Source organism: Arthrobacter nitrophenolicus (genome assembly GCF_000332815.1).
Classification (GTDB): Bacteria; Actinomycetota; Actinomycetes; order Actinomycetales; family Micrococcaceae; genus Arthrobacter; species Arthrobacter nitrophenolicus.
The window spans coordinates 17,147-38,958 of sequence record NZ_AOFD01000010.1; the positions used below are offsets into that span (position 1 = coordinate 17,147).

18 protein-coding genes and 4 pseudogenes are annotated in these 21,812 nt (G+C 67.1%); 14 read left to right on the forward strand and 8 right to left on the reverse strand.

Going from position 1 to position 21,812, the window contains the following annotated elements; translation table 11 throughout:
* Positions 1–59 precede the first annotated feature (59 nt).
* From G205_RS05225 to G205_RS05235, 3 genes are all read left to right on the forward strand, one after another.
* The gene (locus tag G205_RS05225) at positions 60–1,277 is read left to right on the forward strand and encodes an MFS transporter (protein WP_035752141.1); all 1,218 of its coding nucleotides are present in this window, start codon (positions 60–62) and stop codon (positions 1,275–1,277) included.
* A gap of 66 nt (positions 1,278–1,343) precedes the next feature.
* Positions 1,344–2,570 carry a pyridoxal phosphate-dependent aminotransferase gene (locus G205_RS05230; RefSeq protein WP_009357059.1) on the forward strand — a complete coding sequence of 409 codons (1,227 nt, stop codon included), beginning with the start codon at positions 1,344–1,346 and terminating at the stop codon, positions 2,568–2,570.
* Between the two features lie 144 nt (positions 2,571–2,714).
* Entirely contained in the window at positions 2,715–2,951 is a 237-nt protein-coding gene (locus G205_RS05235; protein WP_009357060.1) for a hypothetical protein, read from the forward strand.
* A gap of 94 nt (positions 2,952–3,045) precedes the next feature.
* Here the strand turns inward: G205_RS05235 and G205_RS05240 are convergent, their stop codons facing one another.
* The 3 genes and pseudogenes from G205_RS05240 to G205_RS05250 all read right to left on the reverse strand — a co-directional run bounded on the left by G205_RS05240 (position 3,046) and on the right by G205_RS05250 (position 4,695).
* Positions 3,046–3,366: a MoaD/ThiS family protein gene (locus tag G205_RS05240; protein WP_407710247.1), complete on the reverse strand. Its 321-nt coding sequence runs from the start codon at positions 3,364–3,366 to the stop codon at positions 3,046–3,048.
* Positions 3,326–4,431: pseudogene (locus G205_RS05245) on the reverse strand (WD40/YVTN/BNR-like repeat-containing protein). Before G205_RS05245 ends, G205_RS05240 begins: the two are co-directional and overlap by 41 nt.
* A gap of 63 nt (positions 4,432–4,494) precedes the next feature.
* On the reverse strand, positions 4,495–4,695 hold the full coding sequence (locus tag G205_RS05250; RefSeq protein WP_009357062.1) for a hypothetical protein: 201 nt from the start codon (positions 4,693–4,695) through the stop codon (positions 4,495–4,497).
* A 299-nt stretch (positions 4,696–4,994) separates the two neighbouring features.
* Here G205_RS05250 and G205_RS22055 point away from each other — a divergent pair, with 299 nt between their 5' ends.
* From G205_RS22055 to G205_RS05280, 6 genes are all read left to right on the forward strand, one after another.
* Complete coding sequence (locus tag G205_RS22055) at positions 4,995–5,684, forward strand: hypothetical protein (RefSeq protein ID WP_200859137.1); 690 nt, start codon at positions 4,995–4,997, stop codon at positions 5,682–5,684.
* A gap of 107 nt (positions 5,685–5,791) precedes the next feature.
* The gene (locus G205_RS05260) at positions 5,792–6,520 is read left to right on the forward strand and encodes a class F sortase (protein WP_009357064.1); all 729 of its coding nucleotides are present in this window, start codon (positions 5,792–5,794) and stop codon (positions 6,518–6,520) included.
* 46 nt (positions 6,521–6,566) lie between these two features.
* The gene (locus G205_RS05265) at positions 6,567–7,085 is read left to right on the forward strand and encodes a universal stress protein (RefSeq protein ID WP_009357065.1); all 519 of its coding nucleotides are present in this window, start codon (positions 6,567–6,569) and stop codon (positions 7,083–7,085) included.
* Positions 7,086–7,362: 277 nt separating this feature from the next.
* On the forward strand, positions 7,363–7,707 hold the full coding sequence (locus tag G205_RS05270) for a metal-sensitive transcriptional regulator (RefSeq protein WP_009357066.1): 345 nt from the start codon (positions 7,363–7,365) through the stop codon (positions 7,705–7,707).
* Between the two features lie 55 nt (positions 7,708–7,762).
* Positions 7,763–8,002 carry a heavy-metal-associated domain-containing protein gene (locus G205_RS05275; RefSeq protein WP_009357067.1) on the forward strand — a complete coding sequence of 80 codons (240 nt, stop codon included), beginning with the start codon at positions 7,763–7,765 and terminating at the stop codon, positions 8,000–8,002.
* A 21-nt stretch (positions 8,003–8,023) separates the two neighbouring features.
* On the forward strand, positions 8,024–10,366 hold the full coding sequence (locus G205_RS05280) for a heavy metal translocating P-type ATPase (protein WP_009357068.1): 2,343 nt from the start codon (positions 8,024–8,026) through the stop codon (positions 10,364–10,366).
* Between the two features lie 25 nt (positions 10,367–10,391).
* On the opposite strand, the gene G205_RS05285 is transcribed toward G205_RS05280, so the two are convergent.
* Positions 10,392–10,664 (reverse strand): DUF2277 domain-containing protein, encoded by a 273-nt coding sequence (locus G205_RS05285; RefSeq protein ID WP_009357069.1) that lies wholly within the window; start codon positions 10,662–10,664, stop codon positions 10,392–10,394.
* A gap of 212 nt (positions 10,665–10,876) precedes the next feature.
* Here G205_RS05285 and G205_RS05290 point away from each other — a divergent pair, with 212 nt between their 5' ends.
* Positions 10,877–11,140, forward strand: a complete 264-nt coding sequence (locus G205_RS05290; protein WP_009357070.1) for a WXG100 family type VII secretion target — start codon at positions 10,877–10,879, stop codon at positions 11,138–11,140.
* A gap of 97 nt (positions 11,141–11,237) precedes the next feature.
* On the opposite strand, the pseudogene G205_RS05295 reads toward G205_RS05290, so the two are convergent.
* Positions 11,238–12,286 (reverse strand): annotated as a pseudogene (locus G205_RS05295) (EamA family transporter).
* Between the two features lie 71 nt (positions 12,287–12,357).
* On the opposite strand from G205_RS05295, the gene G205_RS05300 reads away from it, so the two are divergent.
* Positions 12,358–12,903, forward strand: a complete 546-nt coding sequence (locus G205_RS05300; protein WP_009357071.1) for a CGNR zinc finger domain-containing protein — start codon at positions 12,358–12,360, stop codon at positions 12,901–12,903.
* 28 nt (positions 12,904–12,931) lie between these two features.
* On the opposite strand, the pseudogene G205_RS05305 reads toward G205_RS05300, so the two are convergent.
* The 3 genes and pseudogenes from G205_RS05305 to G205_RS05315 all read right to left on the reverse strand — a co-directional run bounded on the left by G205_RS05305 (position 12,932) and on the right by G205_RS05315 (position 15,388).
* Positions 12,932–13,287, reverse strand: a pseudogene (locus G205_RS05305) (hypothetical protein).
* Positions 13,288–13,391: 104 nt separating this feature from the next.
* A pseudogene (locus G205_RS05310) lies at positions 13,392–13,981 on the reverse strand (hypothetical protein).
* 54 nt (positions 13,982–14,035) lie between these two features.
* Positions 14,036–15,388 (reverse strand): MATE family efflux transporter, encoded by a 1,353-nt coding sequence (locus tag G205_RS05315; protein WP_009357073.1) that lies wholly within the window; start codon positions 15,386–15,388, stop codon positions 14,036–14,038.
* A 117-nt stretch (positions 15,389–15,505) separates the two neighbouring features.
* Here G205_RS05315 and G205_RS05320 point away from each other — a divergent pair, with 117 nt between their 5' ends.
* The 3 genes from G205_RS05320 (at position 15,506) to G205_RS05330 (ending at position 21,807) form a co-directional block, all read left to right on the forward strand.
* On the forward strand, positions 15,506–15,940 hold the full coding sequence (locus G205_RS05320) for a DoxX family protein (RefSeq protein WP_009357074.1): 435 nt from the start codon (positions 15,506–15,508) through the stop codon (positions 15,938–15,940).
* Positions 15,941–16,284: 344 nt separating this feature from the next.
* Positions 16,285–20,685, forward strand: a complete 4,401-nt coding sequence (locus G205_RS23705) for a rhamnogalacturonan lyase family protein (protein ID WP_152419531.1) — start codon at positions 16,285–16,287, stop codon at positions 20,683–20,685.
* A 102-nt stretch (positions 20,686–20,787) separates the two neighbouring features.
* Positions 20,788–21,807, forward strand: a complete 1,020-nt coding sequence (locus tag G205_RS05330) for an acyl-CoA thioesterase (RefSeq protein ID WP_009357076.1) — start codon at positions 20,788–20,790, stop codon at positions 21,805–21,807.
* Positions 21,808–21,812: the final 5 nt, after the last annotated feature.

The following is a 21,812-nucleotide window of genomic DNA, read 5'->3' on the forward strand; positions in this document are numbered from 1 at the left end:
CGGGTCACACCCTGCTGACCGGGCGGCGAAGGCATCTTTCTGATATCAACGAGGATTTCATGACAACTTCTTCATCCGGCCTGCCCTCGCGCTGGCCTGTATGGCTGTGCTGGCTGGCAATGGTCCTGGACGGCTTCGACCTTGTGGTTCTCGGCACCGTCATCCCGACACTCATCAAGACCGGCGAGCTGGGCTTTGATGCCGTGGGCGCCACCTTCGTGGCCACGGTTTCCCTGGTGGGCGTGGGCGCGGGTGCGCTTTTCATTGCTCCCCTCTCGGACCGCCTGGGGCGGCGAAACCTGCTCATGGCCTGCGTGCTGTGGTTTTCGGTGTTTACCCTCGCCGTCGTGTGGGCGCCGAACGTTGCCGTGTTCGGCGTTTTCCGGCTTCTGGCCGGTGCCGGGCTCGGAGCCTGCCTGCCCGCTGCCTTGGCGTACATGAACGATTACTCGCCTGCAGGCAATGCCGGCAAGTCGACCACCCGCACCATGACCGGGTACCACGTCGGCGCCGTGGCCACGGCATTCCTGGCCTTGCTGGTCATTCCGGAATGGCGGACCATGTTCGTCGTGGGCGGCGTTGCAGGTTTGCTGCTCCTGCCTTTCTTGTGGTTCAAGCTGCCGGAGACGCTGCCACCGGCCAGGGCAGCCGGGGCGGAGTCCCGCACCGGCTTCCGCGACCTGGTGAAGAAGCCGTACCCGGTGGTAGCCGCAGCCATCGCCGCGGCATCATTCATGGGGCTGCTGCTCGTGTACGGCCTGAACACGTGGCTTCCCCAACTGATGGCATCCGCAGGGTATCCGGTCAGCGCGGGCCTCTCGCTGCTGCTGGTACTGAACCTTGGCGCTGTCGCCGGCCTTATTGTCGCCGGCATCCTGGCAGACAAGCACGGCACAAAACCCATCGTGCTGCTGTGGTTCGGCCTCTCGGCACTGTGCCTGGCGCTCCTGAGCATCAAGGTGGAGAACGCAGTCCTGCTCAACGTGCTTGTCTTCGTCACTGGAGTGTTCGTCTTCAGTTCCCAGGTGCTCGTCTACGCCTGGGTGAGCCAGCTTTTCCCGGCCCGGCTGCGTGCCACGGCACTCGGCTTCGCTGCCGGCGTGGGCCGCGTGGGGGCCATCATGGGACCTGCAGTAACGGGCGGACTGGTGGCAGCAGGCATCGCCTATCCCTGGGGATTCTACGTATTCGCAGCGGCCGGAGCTCTTGCCCTGATAGCACTTCTCGCAGTTCCAAACGCCATCGCTGCCGAACGAACCGGCGCTGCAGTTTCCTAGCACCGCCGCCGGCCTCCCCTGCCCTAAGCAGGGGCGGCCGGCGCCGGCTGTGTGAAAAGATCAACCATGCGCGCCATGCAACACTCCAGCAAACTCCGGAATGTCCGCTACGAACTCCGCGGCCCCATCCTCCAGGCGGCCAAGAACATGGAGGCCGAGGGGCACCGCATCCTCAAGATGAACCTTGGGGACACGGCGCCGTTCGGGCTGGAAGCGCCGGAATCCGTCGTCGTTGACATGATCCACCACCTTCGCGGTGCGCAGGGGTACAGCGATTCCAAGGGGATTTTCACCGCGCGCACCGCCATCTCGCAGTACTACCAGACCCGCGGCCTGATGAACATCGGCGTTGAGGACATCGTGGTCGGCAACGGCGTCAGCGAACTCATTTCCATGTGCCTGCAGGCATTCATGGAAAACGGTGACGAGATCCTGGTCCCGGCGCCGGACTACCCGCTCTGGACGGCTGCCGTGACCCTCACCGGCGGCAAACCGGTGCACTACCTCTGCGATGAGGCAGAGAACTGGTGGCCGGACATGGCGGACGTGGAAGCGAAAATCACCAGCCGCACCAAGGGCATCGTGATCATCAACCCGAACAACCCCACGGGCGCGGTGTACCCCCGCCACATCCTGGAACAGTTCGCTGCCCTGGCACGCAAGCACAACCTGGTGCTGTTCTCGGACGAGATCTACGAGAAGGTGCTGTACGACGGCGCCCGCCACATCCACACCGCGTCAGTGGCGGAAGACGTGTGCTGCCTGACCTTCAGCGGGCTGTCCAAGGCCTACCGGATGCCCGGTTACCGCGCGGGGTGGGTGGCCATCACCGGACCCCTCGCCGCCACCGCCGGCTACCGGGAAGCCCTGGAGCTGCTTGCCTCGCTGCGCCTCTGCGCGAACGTTCCCGCCCAGCACGCCATCCAGACCTGCCTGGGCGGCTACCAAAGCATCGAGGCCCTGGTGAATCCGGGCGGACGGCTGCGGGAACAGCGCGACCTCGCCCATAAACTGCTCACTGCCATCCCCGGCGTCACCTGCGTGCCGGCGTCGGGGGCCATGTACCTGTTCCCGCGCCTGGATCCGGAACTGTACCCGATCGCCAATGACGAGCAGTTCGTCCTGGACCTCCTGCAGGAACAGAAAATCCTGGTCTCCCACGGCACCGCGTTCAACTGGCCCGCCCCGGACCACTTCCGGTTCGTGATCCTCCCGTCCGTCCTGGACATCGAGGAAGCCGTGGAAAGGATTTCGGCCTTCCTGGCCGGCTACCGCAGCCGCGGCGCCGCCTGAGCGGAATCCCGGCACCAGGGAAACAACACCGGCTCGAAGAACTAACCGGTCCCTAACCGCGGGGAAACCGGCGCGCAACATTGCCCGGCCACACTTGGTAGTGCAGGCAAGAGCCGGCACCAGCTCCAGCCAGGAGGCCACGCAATGTTGAAGAAAGCGACCACGCATGTAACCAGAGTCCGCGCCCTGGACCAGCTCCACCGCGGTGACGAAATTGAAGCCCGCCTTTCCGTGGGCCCTTCCTACGACGACGTGGTGATCCGCCGCGGCAGCGTCCAGGAAACAGCGCCGGGCATCGGCGTGGTCTGGATCCTGGACCGGATTACAGGGCTGCGGAAAGCCATCAATGCGGACGAATGCACCGTCTGGCGGGTCGCCTGAACTTCAACGCCTTGCTGCCCTTCCCGGGGCAGCGCCGCCGCGGCAAGCGGGTGTAGTCAGTAAGGACTGCCCGCAGCCGCGGCACACACGGGATTCAGCCGCCGGCCACCGACTGGATCACCAGAACCTCCTGGCCCGGCGCCACCTCGGTTTCCAGCCCCTGCAGGCGGCGCACCTCGTCCCCGTCCACATAGACATTCACGAAGCGGCGCAGCGCGCCCGTCTCGTCGCGGAGCCGCCTGCCGAGAACGGCGTAGCCGGAGGTCACCGCATCCAGCAGCTCCCCCACCGTCACAGGCCCGTCGGCGGGCGCAGTCAGCACGGACTGCCCGCCGGCGAGGGGCTGCAGGACGCTCGGCAGGACCACTGCGATGTCAGGCACCGGCCACCACTGCCGCCCGGACACACAGCACATCCGGCAGGTGCGATGCTACTTCGGTAAAGGTGTCACCCTCATCCGCGCTGGCATAGACAGCGCCGCCGCGCGTGCCGAAATACACGCCCGCGGGTTCCGCCGTGTCCACCGAAGCGGCATCGCGCAGCACGCTGTTGTACTCGCCGGTGGGCAGGCCGGACGCCAGCCGCTTCCAGGTGGAGCCTGCATCGTCCGTGCGGTGCACCGCCAGTTCACCATCGGGCGGAATGCGTTCGCCGTCAGCTTTCAGCGGCACCACCCAGGCCGTCCCCGCGCGGCGGGGGTGGGTGAGCATCACGAATCCGAAATCAGCGGGCAGGCCGTCCGCGATGGAGGTCCAGGTCTCGGCATTGTCGTCCGTACGGTAGACGCCGTGATGGTTTTGCGCATAAAGGCGGCCTTCGACGGCGGCATCCGCGGCAATCTTGTGCACGCACTGGCCGAACTCAGGGTTGGGGTCGGGCATAAAGTAGGCCGAGATTCCCTTGTTGCGCGGCTCCCAGGAGGTGCCACCGTCAACCGACCGGTAAACGCCCCCAGTGCTCATAGCCACGTGGACGGTCTTCCCACTGGATGGACCACGATGGAATGCGCCGCTGCGCCACCATATCCTGCACCCCACTCGCTGCGGTGCGGGTGGTCCCACAGCCCCCGGTTCAGTTCGAAGTGTTCGCCGCCGTCCGTGGATTTCCACACGGAAATGGGCTCCGCGCCAGCCCAGACCACCCCCGGCCGGGATTTGGCATCCGGATAGATCTGCCACACCCGCTCGACGGCCGCGCCGGTGTCCTCCGGAAACCTGATGGCCCCCTGCTCGGGCTCGGACCAGGTGGCGCCGAGGTCATCGGAATGGGCAACCGTGGGTCCCCAGTGCTCATTGCGGACGCCCACCATGATCCGGGTGCGCCCGTTCCGGGTATCGATCCCGATGCTGGGGATTTCGCTCATCAGGAAATGGGGGCCGGTGAAGGACCAGGTACTCCTGTCCTGGCTGGTGGCCAGCCACAGTCCCTTTTTAGTCCCGATCGCTAAGACAAAACTCTCTGCGGATGCCATGTCCCCCATGCAACCATCGCTGCGGGCGGCCCGCAACGGTTTTATGGCGGCAGAAGCCTCCGGGTCCTCGGGTCAGTCGACAAACTCCGACTGCGTCTCGATGAAATCCCAGTCGGCATCGCTCAGGACTGCTGCAGGGTTATCGGGGTGCGGTCCGCCCGCTTCCGCAATGCCCTGGAGCACGGGAAGCGGCAACTCCTCGGCACGGAGGTTCTCCCGCAGCCACTCCTTGGTGTCGAGGTCCAGGTCCAGCCACCACATGTAGATTTCCATGTCCACACACCTTTCGTATGCTTCAACGTTAGGCGCGGGGCCAACCGCGGACAAGGGAGGATCAAAAGAGTCGGCCGGTTTCCCACGCTGAACAAGTAGTACTCCCCCATTTCCGCGTAGGAGCAGGTATCGGCCCACGTCAGCGGCCCATAAAGTCGAGTACCTCCTACTCGCGACCCGCCCCTGCCGCCGCTCCTAGCCTGAAACCTCAAGCAAGCTGACCGTGCTGCTGGGGCATACGGCGTCAACGCTGGCACTCCCCGCGCGCATGGACCGCTACGGATAACTGGGGAGAAAAAATGAAACGCACCTTAGCCACTTTGGGGGTGGCAGGGCTGGGCCTGATTGGCCTCACTGCCCCTGCCATGGCCGCACCTGAGAAAGTCACCGTCTGCCACAACAACGGCAGCAGCTGGGAAGCGCTGGAATTCAACGTCAATGGCCTCAGCGGCCACGACCAGCACCCGTTGGACATCATTCCACCCACGTCGCAGTCGGCCGGCAAAAACTGGACCGACGCCGGCAAGCTCCTTTACGTCGACAACTGCGCGCCGCTGCCGCCGGGCGAAACACTGCCGGTCGTCGTTGAACCGCCGGTGGTCACACCCCCCGTGGTGACGCCGCCGGTCGACCCGCCCGTTGTGGTTGAGCCGGTCGTCGAGCAGCCGGTGGTGGTGCCCCCGGCCGAGCAGCCGGTCGTCCACCCGCCGGTGGCCGCCGAGGTGGTGGCTCCTCCGGCCGCGCCGCCTGCTGCCAGTGCACCTGTGGTTCCAGCGCAGCCCGCCGCCGCCACGCCACAGGTGCCGGCACGCACCGGTGCTGCCGCAAGCGCTACCACCAACCTCGGCACCAACAAGGGCTACAACGCACAGACAGCCGTTGGCGGGGCTGAATACTCCCCCGCCTGGGTTGCCGGGTTGGGCGCACTGGTGGCAGCAGGAGCCGCAGTGGCCGTACGCCGCAGGGCCGACGCCTCCGCCGCAGGCTAAGCCCGGGGCTCGAGCCGCGTTCCGCGGCCACTGACAAGGAAGGCGTCCCGCCAGTGCCCGGCGGGGCGCCTTCCTTCCCATCACCCCCTGCCAGCAGAGGAGTAGAGATGTCCCAGGATCGCAGCCGGCACGTTGCCCGGACCGGCCGCCGGTGGCGCCGCTTGAACCGCGGTGACCTCGCGATCCTCCTGTCCGGAATCCTGGCCTTCCTGGCCATTACGTTCGGCGGCCCACTGCTCCACCAGCCGCAGCCGGCCGCCGTCGGAAGCGTTGAAACGGCAACCCTTGCACCGGCAACCGCAGCACCGCTGGTGGGCAGCACGCCGGACATCCAAAGGCCGACGACGGCGCCCGCCGCGGCCGCTCCACCACAACCTGGACCGGTGCTGCCGGCAGCGGCGGCACCGGTCCGGATCCGGTACGGGGCGGCAGGCTTTGACGTGCCGGTGCACCCCCTGGACCTCGACGGCGCCGCGCAGGACAGCCAGACCATCGTGCCGCCGGAAACCAAGGACGGCTACTGGCTGGTTCCGTTCGGAACCCCCGGGGAGGGCTCAGCAAACACGACGTACGTGATCGGCCACAGCTGGGACGGAGCGGAGGCGCCGTTCAACCACTTGAGCTCAGCCTCCCGGGTGGGTGACCGCTTCGAGGTGGACACCGCTTCGGGAACGCTGACCTACCAGGTGGACAGCGTGACGACGTTCGTGAAGTCCAGCTTGAAGGACAGCCCCATCTGGGACATCGTGCCCAACCGCCTGGTCCTCATCTCCTGCTACACCGAAGACCCGTGGGGCAAGAACGTGGTGATAACGGCCTCACCTGCGCTTACGTGACGAGGCAGGACCTGTTCAAGGCAGTTGCCCGGGCGCACAATGAGCTATGACATCGGAACGGTTCAGTGGAACTGCCCCCCTGCTGGTGGGGATCATGCCCAAACAGCATCCGGAAGTCCTGCAGACCGCGGCCACCCTGGCCGCCCGGCTGGGCACGCCCCTGGTGTGCGCGTTTGTGGATGAGGCCAGCTACCTGGTGGAGTGGGACCCTGCCCGCTCGGCCCACCGCCTGTCGCTTCATCCGGACGCCGACGACGAGGACATCCGGACCCTGACAGCGGAACTCAAGTCAGACATCCAGTCAGCCGTGGACCAGGTGCCGCCCGGCAGCGGCACGGTGGACTGGACGCTCCGCACCCTCGCTGGCGATCCCGCCCGTGCGCTGGGCCAGCTGGCCGCCGAAGCCAACGTGCCGATGATCATTGTGGGCACGTCCGAACGTGGATTCTCGCACCGGCTTTCGGAGGCACTGAATGGTTCGGTGGGAGCCTGGCTGACCCACCACCAGAGCAAGCCCGTCCTGGTGGTTCCGTACCGGATGCCGGCTCACGAGGACAGACCGTAACCCCTCCCGGGGCTGCCGGCAGGGCTCGGAAATGGCACGCTGAAAATAAAGTGAAAGTAGTTATTCGCGGTGCTGGCGGACGCTAATACCAGCCAGTAAGCTGATTCAAGCAGGCCGGTCCACGCAGGTGGACACCGGTTTTTGCCCAAGAGCTGCTCCGGAGTGCGTATCCCCCAATAACGCACTCCGGAGCTTTTTTGTGCCCTTCTTCCCGAAAGTTTGCACATACCCCCTGGGGGTACTTGCCCGATACCCCTAAGGGGTATACGGTGGGTTCATGAACTCCATCCAAGAAGCAACCGCCGCGTCCGCAGTGGAGCACTTGCCGGAACACGGCTACACAGGAAACAAGGAGGCATACCTCCGCCGGCTGAAGCGCATCGAGGGGCAGGTTCGCGGCATTGCGCGGATGGTGGATGAGGACAAATACTGCATCGACATCCTCACCCAGGTGTCCGCCGTCACCAAAGCCCTGCATGCCGTCAGCCTGGGGCTGGTGGAGGAGCACATCGGCCACTGCGTGGTCGGGGCCGCCGCCGAACCCGACCCGGAAGCGCGCGCCGAAGCCATTGATGCAAAGGTCAAGGAAGCGGCCGAGGCCATCGGCAGACTGCTTCGCTAAACCCCCAACTGCACCCATCGCCGGCCACCGCCGGCCAGACGATCAGGAGCCAGCCATGAGCACCACCTCCCCCACCATCACAACCGTCAGCGTTTCCGGCATGACCTGCGGCCACTGCGTTTCCGCGGTCAGCGAAGAACTCGAAGCCCTTGCGGGGGTGGAAGCCGTGGACGTTGAACTCAACGCAGGCGGGATCTCCACCGTGACCATCACGTCCACCCAAAAACTGTCACCCTCGGAAATCGGCGAAGCAGTGGCAGAGGCCGGGTACCTGGTCGTTGCCAACGAAGCCTAGAAGGGCCAACGGGGACAAGACATGAGCCACCAGGACCTGCTCCGCCCGCCGGACACCCGCGTAGTGGAGCTCGATATCGAGGGCATGACCTGCGCCTCCTGCGTCAACCGCGTGGAGAAGAAGCTCGGCAAGCTCGAAGGCGTGGAGGCAACCGTCAACCTCCCGCTCGAATCGGCCTACGTCAGGGTTCCGGCCGGGATCACCGACGAACAACTCACAGCCACGGTTGAAGCGGCGGGCTACACGGCAAGAGTCCGCCAGCCGCACCGTCCGAGCCAAGGTACCAGTGAGGTCACCGATGCCCAGATCACAAGCGGGGACACCGGGGAAGCCGCAGCACCCGGGGGCGCCGCCGTCGAAGGTGACCATCTCGCCCACGGCGGCACAGCGGCGCAGCTCCTGCCCCGCCTGCTGGTGGCCGCCGTCCTGACGCTGCCCGTGTTCCTGGTTTCCATGGTCCCGGCGTTCCAGTTCGCCAACTGGGGCTGGGTTGCTGCCGCACTGGCACTGCCGGTGGTGACCTGGGCCGCCTGGCCGTTCCACCGGGCCGCAGCCATCAACGCGCGGCACTTCGCGTCCACCATGGACACCCTGGTATCCCTCGGCGTGGCCGCGGCCTACCTGTTCTCCGCCTGGCAGCTTGCCGCCGACCCCCGCATGACCGAGCACCCCGGCATGGAGGGAATGGAAACCGGCGGCCTGTACTTCGAGGTGGCGGCGGTGGTCACCACCTTCCTGCTCCTGGGCAGGTACCTGGAGGCGAACGCCAAGAAAAAGGCCGGCGACGCCCTGCAGGCCCTCCTCAACCTCGGGGCCAAGGACGCCACCATCCTGCATGACGGCGTGGAGCAGCGCGTCCCCGCGGACCGGCTTCAGGTGGGCAACGTCCTGGTGGTCCGGCCGGGTGAGAAGATCGCCACCGACGGCGTCGTGGTGGACGGCAACTCAGCGGTGGACGCCTCCCTGGTCACCGGCGAGTCCGTCCCCGTGGAAGTGGCACCCGGCTCAGCGGTCACCGGCGCCACCATCAACACCTCCGGAAGGCTGCTGGTCAAGGCAACCAGGGTGGGCTCGGAAACCACCCTGGCGCAGATGGCCCGGCTGGTATCGCAGGCACAGACGGGCAAGGCGCCCATCGCCCGGCTGGCGGACCGTATCAGCGCTGTCTTCGTGCCGGTGGTCCTGGCCATTGCGGCGGCCACTTTCGCGCTGTGGCTCCTGTTCTCCGGCCCGGACGTGACCGGCGGCGAGCTGCGCTCGGCCTTCACGGCCGCCGTCGCGGTCCTGGTCATTGCCTGCCCCTGCGCATTGGGCCTGGCCACGCCGGTTGGCCTGCTGACCGGTACCGGCCGCGGAGCGCAACTGGGCATCCTCATCAAGGGCCCGCAGGTCCTCGAGGATACCCGCACCGTGGACACCATCCTGCTCGACAAGACCGGGACGGTGACCACCGGCGTCCTGGCCGTTGATGCCACCGCTGCCTTCAGCAGCTTCACGGAGGACGAAGTGCTCAGGCTGGCCGGAGCGGTGGAGTCTGCGTCCGAGCACCCCGTGGCGCACGCCATCGCGGCAGCGGCAAAGCAGGCCATGCACGACGACGGCGCCCTGCCCGCCGTCCAGGCCTTCCGTTCAGCACCCGGCGGCGGAGTCCTGGGCACCGTCGAGGGCCGGCTGGTGGTGGCCGGCCGCACCGGGTGGCTTGAGGACAACGGCATTCCCTTTACGGGCGGACAGCAGGAGGTGCTGGCAGCGGCGGAGGCCGGAGGCGCCACCGCAATCTGGGTTGCCGTGGACGGCACCCCGGCCGGCGTGATCAGCCTGCGGGACACCGTCAAGGAAGGATCCGCCGCGGCTGTTGCCCGGCTGAAGCACCTGGGGCTGCGTCCCATCCTGCTGACCGGCGACAATGCCGCCGTAGCCGCCCAGGTGGCTGCCGCCGTCGGCATTGATGCGGCGGACGTGTATGCGGGTGTCCTGCCGGAAGGAAAGGTTGAGGCCGTCCGCCGGCTGCAGGCCGGCGGGGCAACGGTGGCCATGGCCGGCGACGGCGTCAACGACGCTGCGGCCCTGGCGCAGGCGGACCTGGGGATTGCCATGGGTTCCGGCACCGACGTGGCCATCGAGGCCGCGGACCTGACCGTCATGGGCAACGACCTCACCCAAGTGGCCCAGGCCATCGAGCTCTCCAGGAAAACCCTGGCGACGATCAAAACGAACCTGTTCTGGGCCTTTTTCTACAACGCGGTGGGCATTCCCGTGGCCGCGCTGGGGCTGCTCAACCCCATGATCGCCGGTGCCGCGATGGCTGCGAGCTCGGTCCTGGTGGTGGCCAACTCACTGCGGCTGCGCAGCTTCGGCAGGTAGCCCCGCCGCCGGGAAACCGGACCGTTTAGGCGGCGCCGTACCGGACGGCGGCGCGGGCCTTCGCCTTGGCAGCCTCGGCGTCCCGGTCCTTGGGCGGGGCCTGCGTCACCAGCGAATCGAGGAGGTGCTGGGTGATGTGGGCGATCTCGTGGACCGCCTCGTCGAAGGCCTCCTGGTTGGCCTTGGAGGGCTTGGTGCTGCCGCTGATCTTGCGCACGTACTGCAGCGCGGCGGCATGCACTTCCTCGGAGGTGGCGTGCGGCTCGAAGTTGTGGAGGGTTCGGATATTCCGGCACATAAGGCCATGCTAGGCTCTGGAGCGCCTGGGATCGACCCCTTCCGTGCGGGTTGGCAGGCATCCGTCCATGGGGAGTCCGGCATGGGCAGGGGTGCCCATCGACACTGTTTGAGCGGCCGGGATAGGTTTTAGGCAATGGATCTTCCGGATGAGCCGGGAGGCCGCTGGGGATGCCGACCGTATTCGGATCCACTAACCAAGAGGAGAAACTGATGGCTATTTGGGGTGCAGACGTTGAGCAGCTTCGCCAGCTCGGCAGCAAGCTTCAGGCAGGTGCGTCCGAGATCGAGACGCAGAAGTCCACTCTCACCAAGGTTCTGAGCAGCACCAACTGGGAGGGCCCGGACGCGGACAAGTTCCGCAACGAGTGGTCCGGAACCCACACCGCCATGCTGACCAAGGTTGCCGAGGCGCTCAAGGACGCCGGCAGCCAGGCCAAGCGGAACGCTGAAGAGCAGAGCCAGGCCTCCCGCTAACCTTCCGGTCGCGAAGGCTTGCAGCAGGGCCCGGACACCATACGGCGTCCGGGCCCTGCCCTTTAAGCCTCGCGGCTGCCGGCTGCTGCTGCCCGGCCTAGGGGACGGGTTCGACGTCGTTCGCGTGCTCCAGCGGGGACGGCGCCTTCGGTTCGGCTTCCCCGCCAGGCCCCGCCTCTGTTTCCGCGGCCGGGGCGCGCAGTTCATCGAGCCGCACCAGGATGACGCCGCCGACGATCAGCACACCGCCCAGCAGCTGGATGGCACCGGGCAGTTCGCCCAGCAGGAGCCAGGCCCAGACCACGGCGAAGAGCACCTCGGTGAGCGAGACGAAGGACGCCACCTTGGAGCCGAGGGCACGGGCAGCCATGATGCCTGAGACGTAGGCGAGCACTGTCGCCAGGACCACGAGGCCGGCGAGGGAGACCCACCAGGGGGCAACCCATCCCCCGAGCTTCGTGTCTGCCGTGCTGAACGCCATGGGCAGCAGGCCGGTTGCGCCGGCCAGCCACATTACCGCTGCACCCACCATCAGGCCGCCCGAGGCCAGCACGATGGGCGGCAGGGTGTCGTTCTCCTTGGCGGTGATGAAGAAGTACATGGCCAGGCAGACCGCTGCGGCAATCCCCCAGAGGACGCCCACGGGATCCACCTTCACGCGCCGGTGAGGTCCAGGACCAGCACCAGGCCGGCCAGGGAGAGCAGGGTTCCGCCGAGCGTCAGCGCGCGCGGACGCTTCCGGCTGGCAGCCCAGAGCCAGAGGACGATCAGGACGGGCGCCAGATACTCCAGGAGCAGGGCGACTCCCACGGACAGCCGGGCCACCGCATTGAAGTAGAACAGCTGGCAGGCCGCCACCCCGATCAGGCCAAACAGGAGGATGGTCAGCCAGTTGTCCCGCAGCTGGTGCCAGCGTCCACGCAGGGCAAGGACGGCGGGGATGGCAAGGATCAGGGCGGCGCCGGTCAGCCGGAGCGTCACGGCCGCTCCCGTAGACCAGCCGGTTTCCAGCAGGGCTTTAGCGAACGAGCCGGAGGTTCCAAAGACGGCGGAGGAAAACAGCGCGACGCCAAGTCCGGAGGCCAGGAATCCCCGGCCGGCCGCCGGGGCCACGCGGCTGCGGGGTTGGTTGTTGGCGGCAGGCACCGTCGCCTCCTGTCAGGAGTAAAGTGGGGTATTGGTCATGACAGTACCCGTCTGCACTGTAAGGAGTCAAGATGGTTTTTGCCCCTGACACCGAGGTGGCGCTGCGCTCCGTGGTGGGCCTGATTAATTCGGCGGCGAACGGACGGGAAGGGCTGGCTGCCCAGGCGGACCTTGATGCCTTCCTGGAAGCCGAGGGATTTACCGGCTCAAGGACCAGGGATGCCGCGGAACTGGACAGCGTCCGCGCACTGCGGCGCGAGCTCACCCTGCTCTGGACCGCGGATGAGGACACGGCCGTGGAAATCGTGAACCGGCTGCTGCGCGAGGCAAAGGCCCTGCCCCAGCTGGTCAAGCACGATGGCTGGGACTGGCACCTTCATGCGTCGGTGCCCGAAGCGCCGCTGGCCGACCGGATGAGCACCGAAGCGGCCATGGCCCTGGCGGACGTGATCCGCGGCAAGGAGATGGACCGGCTGCGAACGTGCGAGGCGGAGGACTGCGACGCTGTTGTCCTTGACCTCACCCGGAACAGGTCCAAGCGCTACTGCGATACCGGGAACTGCGCCAACCGTGCACATGTGGCCGCCTACCGGGCGCGGCAGGCGGCAGCGGGCTGACCGGGTGGAAAGTCGGCCCGCAGGCGGGTCAGCGCTCCGCTGGTCCTTCAGGGCCGGCGTCGGAGGCGGGCGGGTTGGCGGCGCCCGGCCCGAAGCCATGGGAGGGCTTCTTGGCTGAGCTGAGGTTGATGCCGGAGCCCTTGCCCAGGTGCTCGGCGTTTTCCTTGTAGCTCATGGACAGCATGGCCGCGATGACCAGGGTGACGATGAAGCGATGCCGGCGCCGGTGAGCGCGAGGTCGAAGCGGGGCGTCTTGGCGCTGCCGCCCGAGGCGAAGATGAGTACCGCCATGAAGGTGACGACGGCCCAGAACGCGGAGAACATCAGCGGCCCCTTCACCGAGGTCCGCAGCCTGCGCGGTTTTCCTGGATGCTGGTCTGCCACTGTAAGTCCTCCCTGCAGGCGGCATGCCGGCCGTCCTGGTTTAGGTGATGTGCTGGTGCGCCCGGCCCAATTTTCTACGAGGAGTAGAACCGCGCCCTCCTAGTTTACGGCTTGCGGGCACCGGTCCGGGCATCGTGCCTTAGCGTCAGGCCGGAGAGCACCCACAACACGCCGGAAATAATGGCTCCACCGCCGGCCACTCCCAGCAGGGCGTGGGCGCCGAGGCTGATGAAGAAGGGCAGGACGGCGGCGGTTCCGAGGCCAATGATGCCGGACGCGACCCAGTCCCGGGCCAGGACGTGCCGGCGGCGCTGGCGGAGGCCGCACCACAGCTCAAGGGCCCCGGCGGCGCCCAGGCCAAGGGCCGCCACAACGGCGAACAGCAGGTCGCCGTGCAGCAGCACCAGCGCGAAACCGGCACCGGTCAGCACCGAGCCGGCTGCGGAGAGGAGTTTGCCGGATGCGGACTCCCGCGGGAAACCCGTGGCCGGCGCACCCCAGAGGGTTACGATGCCGGTGCCCAGCAGGTACAGCCCGCCGGCCCAGCCCATGACTTCGATAGAGGCGAGGGCCAGAAGATAGTCACGGCACCGAACACCAGCGCAGCCGCCGAGCGGAGCAGGACCGGCTTCCAGAGGTCGGACTGGGGAGCGGCTTCGGGAGCGGCGCCTGCGGGGGTAAGTGGTTGCGTCACCGGACCAGTTTAGTGGGGAGCGCTTCGCCGCGTATCGAGGGCCGGTCGCAACAGTCAGGCCGAGCCCAGGACCATCCACCGGTCCGACCGGGCCCGGAGGCCCAAAGTCACTGCCCGGGCAGCCATGTAGCCCACCGCGAAAGCGGCCCAGAGCCAGCCCAGGCCTGCTCCACCGGCAGCGCCGGACCAGGCGACGGCGGCCAGCAGGGGCAGATAGACGGCGAGGTTCACCAGTCCCGCCAGCGCCAGGTACCTGGCATCCCCGGCACCAATCAGCACCCCGTCCAGGACGAAGACATACCCGGCGACAGGCTGGCCGGCGGCAACAATCCACAGGGCAACAGCCAGGACGGACTGCACTTCCCGGTCGGACGTGAAGAGTGCCCCCACCCAGGGTGCCACCGCGGCCAGCAGCAGGCCGGTCAGCACGCCGAAGCCGATGCCCCAGCGGATCATCGTCCGCGTGAGCTCGCGCGCCTTGGCGGCATTGCAGGCCCCCAGCTCCTTGCCGATCAACGCCTGGGCGGCAATAGCCAGCGCATCCAGGGCAAAAGCCAGGAACGAAAAGATTGTCATCGCCAGCTGGTGCGCTGCAAGGTTCACGGCGCCCTGCGCGGTCACCACCAGCACCGTCACCAGGATGGCTGCGCGCAGGCTCAAGGTCCGCAGCATGAGCCACGACCCCACTTTGGTCATGCTCCGGATCCCGCGCCAGCTGGGGAGGAGGCTGACCCCGTGCCGGACGGCGTTGCGCCGGACCATCACCACATAGACGCAGGCCATGGCCCACTGCGCGACGCTGGTCCCAACCGCTGAACCGGTGACCGACCAGCCCAGGCCGTAGACCAGCCACAGGTTCAGGACAATGTTGATCCCGAAGCCTGCGGTGGCAACCACCAGCGGCGTCCGCGTATCCTGCAGGCCGCGGAGGACGCCGGTGCCCGCGAAGACCAGGAGCATGGCCACCAGTCCCGGCATGGACCAGCGAAGGTAGTTCACCGCGAAGGTGCGGACCTCCCCTTCCGCGCCCATCAACCCGATCAGCGGCTCAGCCGCCACGAAGCCGGCCACCGCAAGGACCACACCCAGCAGCAATGCCAGCCACACGCCGTCGCGCCCGGCCGCCAGGGCCTTGCCCAGCTGCCCCTCGCCGATGGCACGGGCCACCGCCGGGGTTGTTGAGTAGGCCAGGAACACCATGAGCCCGACGGCGGTGTGCAGCACAGCCGATGCCAGCCCCACGCCGGCCAGCTGCTCCACCCCCAGGTGCCCCACGATGGCGGAGTCAGCGAGCAGGAACAGCGGTTCGGCCACCAGAGCGCCGAAGGCGGGGACGGCGAGGCGGAGGATTTCCCTGCCGTTGCTCCGGCGGGTTGCCGCGGGAAGGGGGGCTGAAAGTTGGGGCACCGTGCCAGCTTAACCGGGAGACTCATTGCCGCGTCTTCGGACGCACCTGCATGACAAAGCCCACACTTCGCGCCACATAGTTGACTCTTCAACTATTCCTCCTGAAGACTGGAAAGCATGAACCAGCCCCGACTTACCACTACTGCCCTCACCACCCTGCGCATCGTCCTCGGCTTTCTCTTCGCAGCCCATGGCTGGCAGAAGTTTTCCGAATGGACTATCGCCGGCACCCAGGCCTCCTTCGCCAAGATGGGCGTGCCCGCAGCAGAGATCGCAGCCCCGGCAGTGGCCGTGCTCGAACTCGCCGGTGGCATTGCCCTGATTCTGGGCATCCTCACCCGGGTGGTTGCCGCCCTCCTGGCCCTCGACATGCTGGGCGCACTCTTCCTGGTGCACGCGTCCGCGGGTGTCTTTGCCGCGAACGGCGGCTTCGAACTGGTGCTGCTGCTGGCAGCGGCCGCCTTCGCACTGGCGCTCACCGGAGCCGGCCGCCTTTCGGTGGACCGGGCCCTCTTCGGCCGCGGCAATTCCAAGCTGGCTGTCCTCGCGTAACAGAAACTCGGAAAGCCAGCGCCCGACGGCGGCCGCGCACTCTGGGCCCGGCCGCCGTCGGGCATTTAACCAAACGGATCTGATGCCATTTACCAACAAATTCGAACAGCAAATATCACTATCGCGCGGGAAAGATCGGGAAAACGCTTGCCCTTCCCCCCGGCAAGCTGATAAACCATGGTGAGTGCAGCGTGCGAGCTGCATCACCCGCACCCAGGTCTCAGCCTCTTCACCGGTTCCCTTTCGGGATCCACCTTCGATTGCAGCAAGCACCCTTCAGCGGACGCGCTGCTTTTGAATCGTTACAACCGACCGGGCTGCGTTGCCACCGCTCATCGAAGGAGATGTCCGTGAACCAACCCCCGCAACCCATCCCTCCCACCCTGGAAGACCCGCCGCGCCGACGACGGCTGGCCGCTTCCGGTGCCAGGGCTGCCACTGCAGCCATCGCCTCGGCGGCGATAGCCTTCACCGGCCTTCCCGCCGTCCAGGCGGACACTGCCCTGCCGCCTGCGGGAAGCGGATTCAAGTTCGACTTTGGTCCCGGTGCTACGGCCGCCGGCTACACGCACGTGGATGCAGGCACGCAGTACTCCGCAGCAGGAAAGTTCGGCTTCACGGACACCTCAGCCACCTCCGGGGCGGACCGCGGCACCGGCGACGCCCTGCGTTCGGACTTTGTCCAGGCCCAGGGCAGCACCTTCCTCGTGGACCTTCCGAACGGCGATTACACCGTCAAGCTGATAGCGGGCGATGCCACGGAAGCAACCAACATCGCCATCACGGCCGAGAAGATGGCCAAGGTCCAGCTCACGGACAAGCCTGCCGGCCAGTACCTGGAAATGGAGTTCCCCATTTCGCTGGTGGACGGCCAGCTGAACCTCGACTTCAGCGGCACGGCCGCCAAGATCAACTCGCTGGTCATCGCTGCGCGGGCCCCCCGCACCGCCACCACCGATCCCGGCGTCTACCTTGCGGGCGACTCCACGGTCCAGACCTACGATCCCGGCTACGTCCCGCAGGCAGGCTGGGGCCAGATGATCGACCGCTACTTTGACGGCGCCGTGACCTTCCGCAACCACGCCATCGGCGGACGGAGCTCCAAGAACTTCATCAGCCAGGGGCGCCTGGACGAAATCCTCCGCGTCATCAATCCCGGCGACTACCTGATGGTCCAGTTCGGCCACAATGACGCCACTATCGGCGTGGATGACCGGTACGCGTCGCCCGCCGACTACAAGGAGTACCTCCGCACTTACGTCCACGGTGCCCGCCAGCGCGGTGCGACCCCCATCCTGGTGACGCCGGTGGGCCGCCGTGACTACGACGAGGCCACAGGCAAGTTCCGCGTCAGCTTCCCCGAATACGTCGCCAAGATGCAGGAGCTTGCCGCAGAGGAAAGCGTGCCACTGGTGGACCTCTCCGCTTCCAGCCGTGCGTACTACGACCAGATCGGCCCCGAGGACACCAAGTCGGTCTTCCTCCACGTCGATGCCGGCGTCTACCCCAACCGGCCCACCGGCACCGTGGACAACACCCACTTCCAGGAGTACGGCGCCATCCAGATCGCCCGCCTGGTCGCAGGCGGGGTGAAGGGCCTGAACCTGCCCCTGGCCACGCGCGTCCGCGAGGTGGCGCCGCCGTCGTCCGTTCCCGCCAAGCCGCAGGGCCTGGTGGCGGGCAGCATCTCCAATGCCGGGGCACTGCTCAAGTGGCAGCCGGTGGAAGGTGCCGACATCTACAAGGTGTACCGCAAGCTGGCGGACGAGCCGGATACCGCCTACAAACTCGCCACTACCGCCACTGTTCCCACCGCCAACCTGGCCGGTCTTGCCGAAGGCACGGCCTACAGCGTGCGGGTGGCCGCCATGAACGGCAAGGGCCTGTCCGAGCCCAGCGACGCCCTGGCCCTGACCACCAAGAAGGCGAAGTACAAGTTCGACTTCGGTCCGGTGGGGGCGCCGGTGGAAGCCGGCTACACCGAGGTGAACCGGACCATGGCGTACACGCCGGAGCGGACGTTCGGCTTCAAGGACACCTCCGTCCTCAGCGACCGCGACCGCGGCGCCGTGACCAGCAACCTCCTCCGGGACTTCGTCCTGAGCGGCAGCAGCTTCGAATTCCGGCTGGACGTCCCCAACGGCACCTACGCACTGAAGACGTACCACAGCGACTGGATCGGCTCCACCCGGACGGACGTTGCTGCCGAAGGCATCCCGTTCGGCCAGGTGTCCTCCGGAAAAGAATCCTCTGCCACCAAGATCATCAACCAGGTCCTGGTCTCCGACGGACAGCTGAACCTGGCCATCAGCGGATCGGGCCAGCGGCTCAACGGCCTGGAGGTCACCCCGCTGCTGGTGGGGCCCACCAACCTGCGCACCACCGCCGTGAACGCCGCAGGCGACCCCGCCACCGTGGATCTGGCCTGGGATCCGGTGGACGACGCCGCGAGCTACAAGGTTTTCCGCCAGGCCTCTTTTGAGGCCGACCCGCAGCTGGTGGCCGATCACGTGACGGCTCCGGCCTTCCAGGACACCACCGCTTTCCCGGGGCTCACGTACAAGTACTTCGTGACGGCGCTGGACAGCACCGGCCTCGAGTCGGTCCGCTCCAACACCGCGGAGACCGCGCTGGTTGACCCCGCGACCCCGGTCCCCGCAGCCACCGGCAAGGTTGACATCAAGGCAGTGGAGAAGACCAGTGTGACCCTCAAATGGCAGAAGGTGGCCGACGCCGCCGCCTACCAGGTCTACCGCTCCACTTCCCTGGACGGTCCGTTCGAGTACGTCGGCCGCGCCACGGAAGTGAACTTCACCGACTACACCGTGCTGACCACCATCAAGTACTACTACCGCGTGATCACCGTCAACAAGGGCGGTGAGTCCGCCCCCTCCCCCGTGATCGGCACGGAGAAGGTCACGGTGGTCAACCGGCAGATGGAGCAGATTGACCGTGCTCCCGTGGCGCTCCTGACCGAGGGCGGTGTACGACTAGGCTGGCGCATGCTGGGCCTGGACCCGGAGCAGATCGGGTTCCATGTGATCCGCGACGGCGTACAGCTCACCGGGGAGCCCATCCGCAACAGCACCACCTTCCTTGACCTGGCGGGGACGGCTGCTTCCCGCTACGCCATCAAGGCCGTTGGTGCCGGTGCCGACCAGCTGACCGCGGAGTTCACGCCGCTGGCGCAGGACTACCTGGCGGTGAAGCTGGACAAGCCGGCTGACGACTACACCAAGGACGGGCAGCCCTACACCTACTCCGCCGGTGACGCGAGCGTCGCGGACCTGGACGGGGACGGCACGTACGAAATCATCCAGATGTGGTCCCCGTCCAATTCCAAGGACAACTCGCAGGCGGGCTACACCGGCACCGTCTACGTGGATGCCTACCGGATGGATGGCACCAGGCTCTGGCGGATCAACATGGGACCGAACATCCGTGCCGGCGCGCACTACACCCAGCTCCTGGCATACGACTTCGACGGCGACGGCAAGGCCGAGGTGGCCATGAAGACCGCGGACGGAACCCGTGACGGCGCCGGAACGGTCATCGGCAACGCCGGCGCCGACTACCGCAACAGCAGCGGCTACGTGCTCACCGGCCCGGAATTCCTCACCGTCTTCCATGGTGCCACCGGCACCGTGATGGACACCGTGGCCTATGACCCGCCCCGCGGGGATGTGGGGGCATGGGGAGATACCTACGGCAACCGCGTGGACCGGTTCCTGGGTGCCGTGGCCTACCTGGACGGGGAGCGCCCGTCCATGATGTTCAGCCGCGGCTACTACACCCGTGCAGTCCTGGCGGCGTACGACCTTGTGGGCGGCAAGATCACCAAACGCTGGATCTTCGACTCTGACGCCAGCGGCACGCAGTACCGCGGGCAGGGCAACCACAACATGTCCGTCGCCGACGTGGACGCGGACGGCAAGGACGAGTTCGTCTTCGGTTCCATGACGATCGACGACAACGGCAAGCCGCTCTACACCACCGGCCTGGGCCACGGCGACGCCATCCACACCAGCGATTTCGACCCGTCCCGCCCGGGGCTGGAGACCTTTGCAGCCCACGAGGACATGGGATCCAGCGGCAACCGGGGCGCCACCTTCCGCGACTCGAAGACCGGTGCGGTCCTGTGGAGCATCCCTGCCGTGAAGGACACCGGCCGGGCGGCGATGGGCGACATCGATCCCCGGCACCCCGGCGCCGAGGGCTGGGCCATCGGCGGGGACGCCGCCTGGAACTCCCCCGTCGGCCAGCTCCGCTCCGCCAAGGGGGAGCTGATCGCCGAGAAGATTCCGGCCGCCAACTTCCTGGCCTGGTGGGACGGGGACCTGCTCCGCGAAATCGTCGACCACGACTGGGACGCCACCACAAGCACCGGCACGCCCAGCATCGCCAAGTGGAACTGGCAGGCCGCAGCAAGCGAACGGCTGCTGACCGCAACCGGCGCAAAGTCGAACAACAGCACCAAGGGAACGCCTGCCATCCAGGCCGATCTGCTGGGTGACTGGCGGGAGGAAATTGCCTGGCCTTCTGCTGACAGCACCGAGCTGCGGATCTACACCACCACGGCGGGCACGGACGTCCGGCTCCGGACCCTGATGCACGATCCGGTGTACCGCCTGTCGGTGGCGCGGGAGAACGTCTCCTACAACCAGCCGCCGCACCCGGGCTTCTTCATGGGTGTTGGAATGGAACTTCCCGCCCAGCCGGATATCGTGTACACCCGGGCCGGCTAGGGGATTCCCGCAATGCTGCCCCGCCCGCCTTTCCGGCGGGCGGGGCAGCGTTGTGTTTCACCCCAACCCGCCGGTAACCCGGGGCGTCAGTATGATCGCACCATGACTGCGACCGGCACTTCGAACTCCGTGACCCTGCGCTTCCTGGCCGCCCCCACGGATGTGGGCCACAGCGGCTCCGTGGACGCGGGGACAGTCCTGGAGTGGGTGGACAAGGCCGCCTATGCAGCGGCGGTGGGCTGGGCCAAGTCCTACTGCGTCACCGCCTACGTCGGAAACATCCATTTCGCGGACCCCGTCAACAGCGGCGACATGGTGGAGGTGGAAGCCACCATCGTCTACACCGGCCGGTCCTCCATGCACATCCGCACGGTGGTTTCCTCCGGCGATCCCAAGGGCGGGCCCGCCACCATGCGCAGCCAGTGCATGGTCATCTTCGTGGCGGTGGGCGAGGACGGCAAACCCATCCCCGTTCAGCAGTTCGAGCCCGCCACGCCTGACGAGATCGAGCAGCGGGACCACGCCCTGGCCCGGATCAAGGTCCGGGAACAGATCGTGGAAGCTATGAACCGGCAGGAATATACCGATGCGGGTACGGCCGAGCGGGTGACCCTGCGGTTCATGGCGGCCCCCACCGACGTGAACTGGGGCGGCAAAGTCCACGGCGGCATTGTGATGAAGTGGATCGACGAGGCCGCCTACGTCTGCGCGTCCCGCTACTGCGGCAGGGACACAGTTGCGGTGTTCTCCGGCGGCGTCCGCTTCTACCGGCCGCTGCTGATCGGGCATGTGGTGGAGGTGGAGGCCCGGTTGGTCTACACCGGGACCAAGGGCATGCACATTGCCGTCCACGTCCGGTCCGGCGACCCCAAGGGCGGTGAGCTGAACCTCACCACCTACTGCCTCACCGTCATGGTCGCCCGCGACGCCGAGGGCAACTCCGTGCCGGTCCCCGCCTGGGTGCCAGTCAGCGATGAGGACAAGAGGCTGCACGCGCATGCGCGCGAGCTGCTGGAGATCCGGGGCACCGCCCCTGGAAACCGGCTGCCGAACCACCTGCTTGGACAGGCCGGGGCACGCCGCGCGGCCGGACAGGACGCCGGGCAGGCTGCTCCGGCCTGACGCCG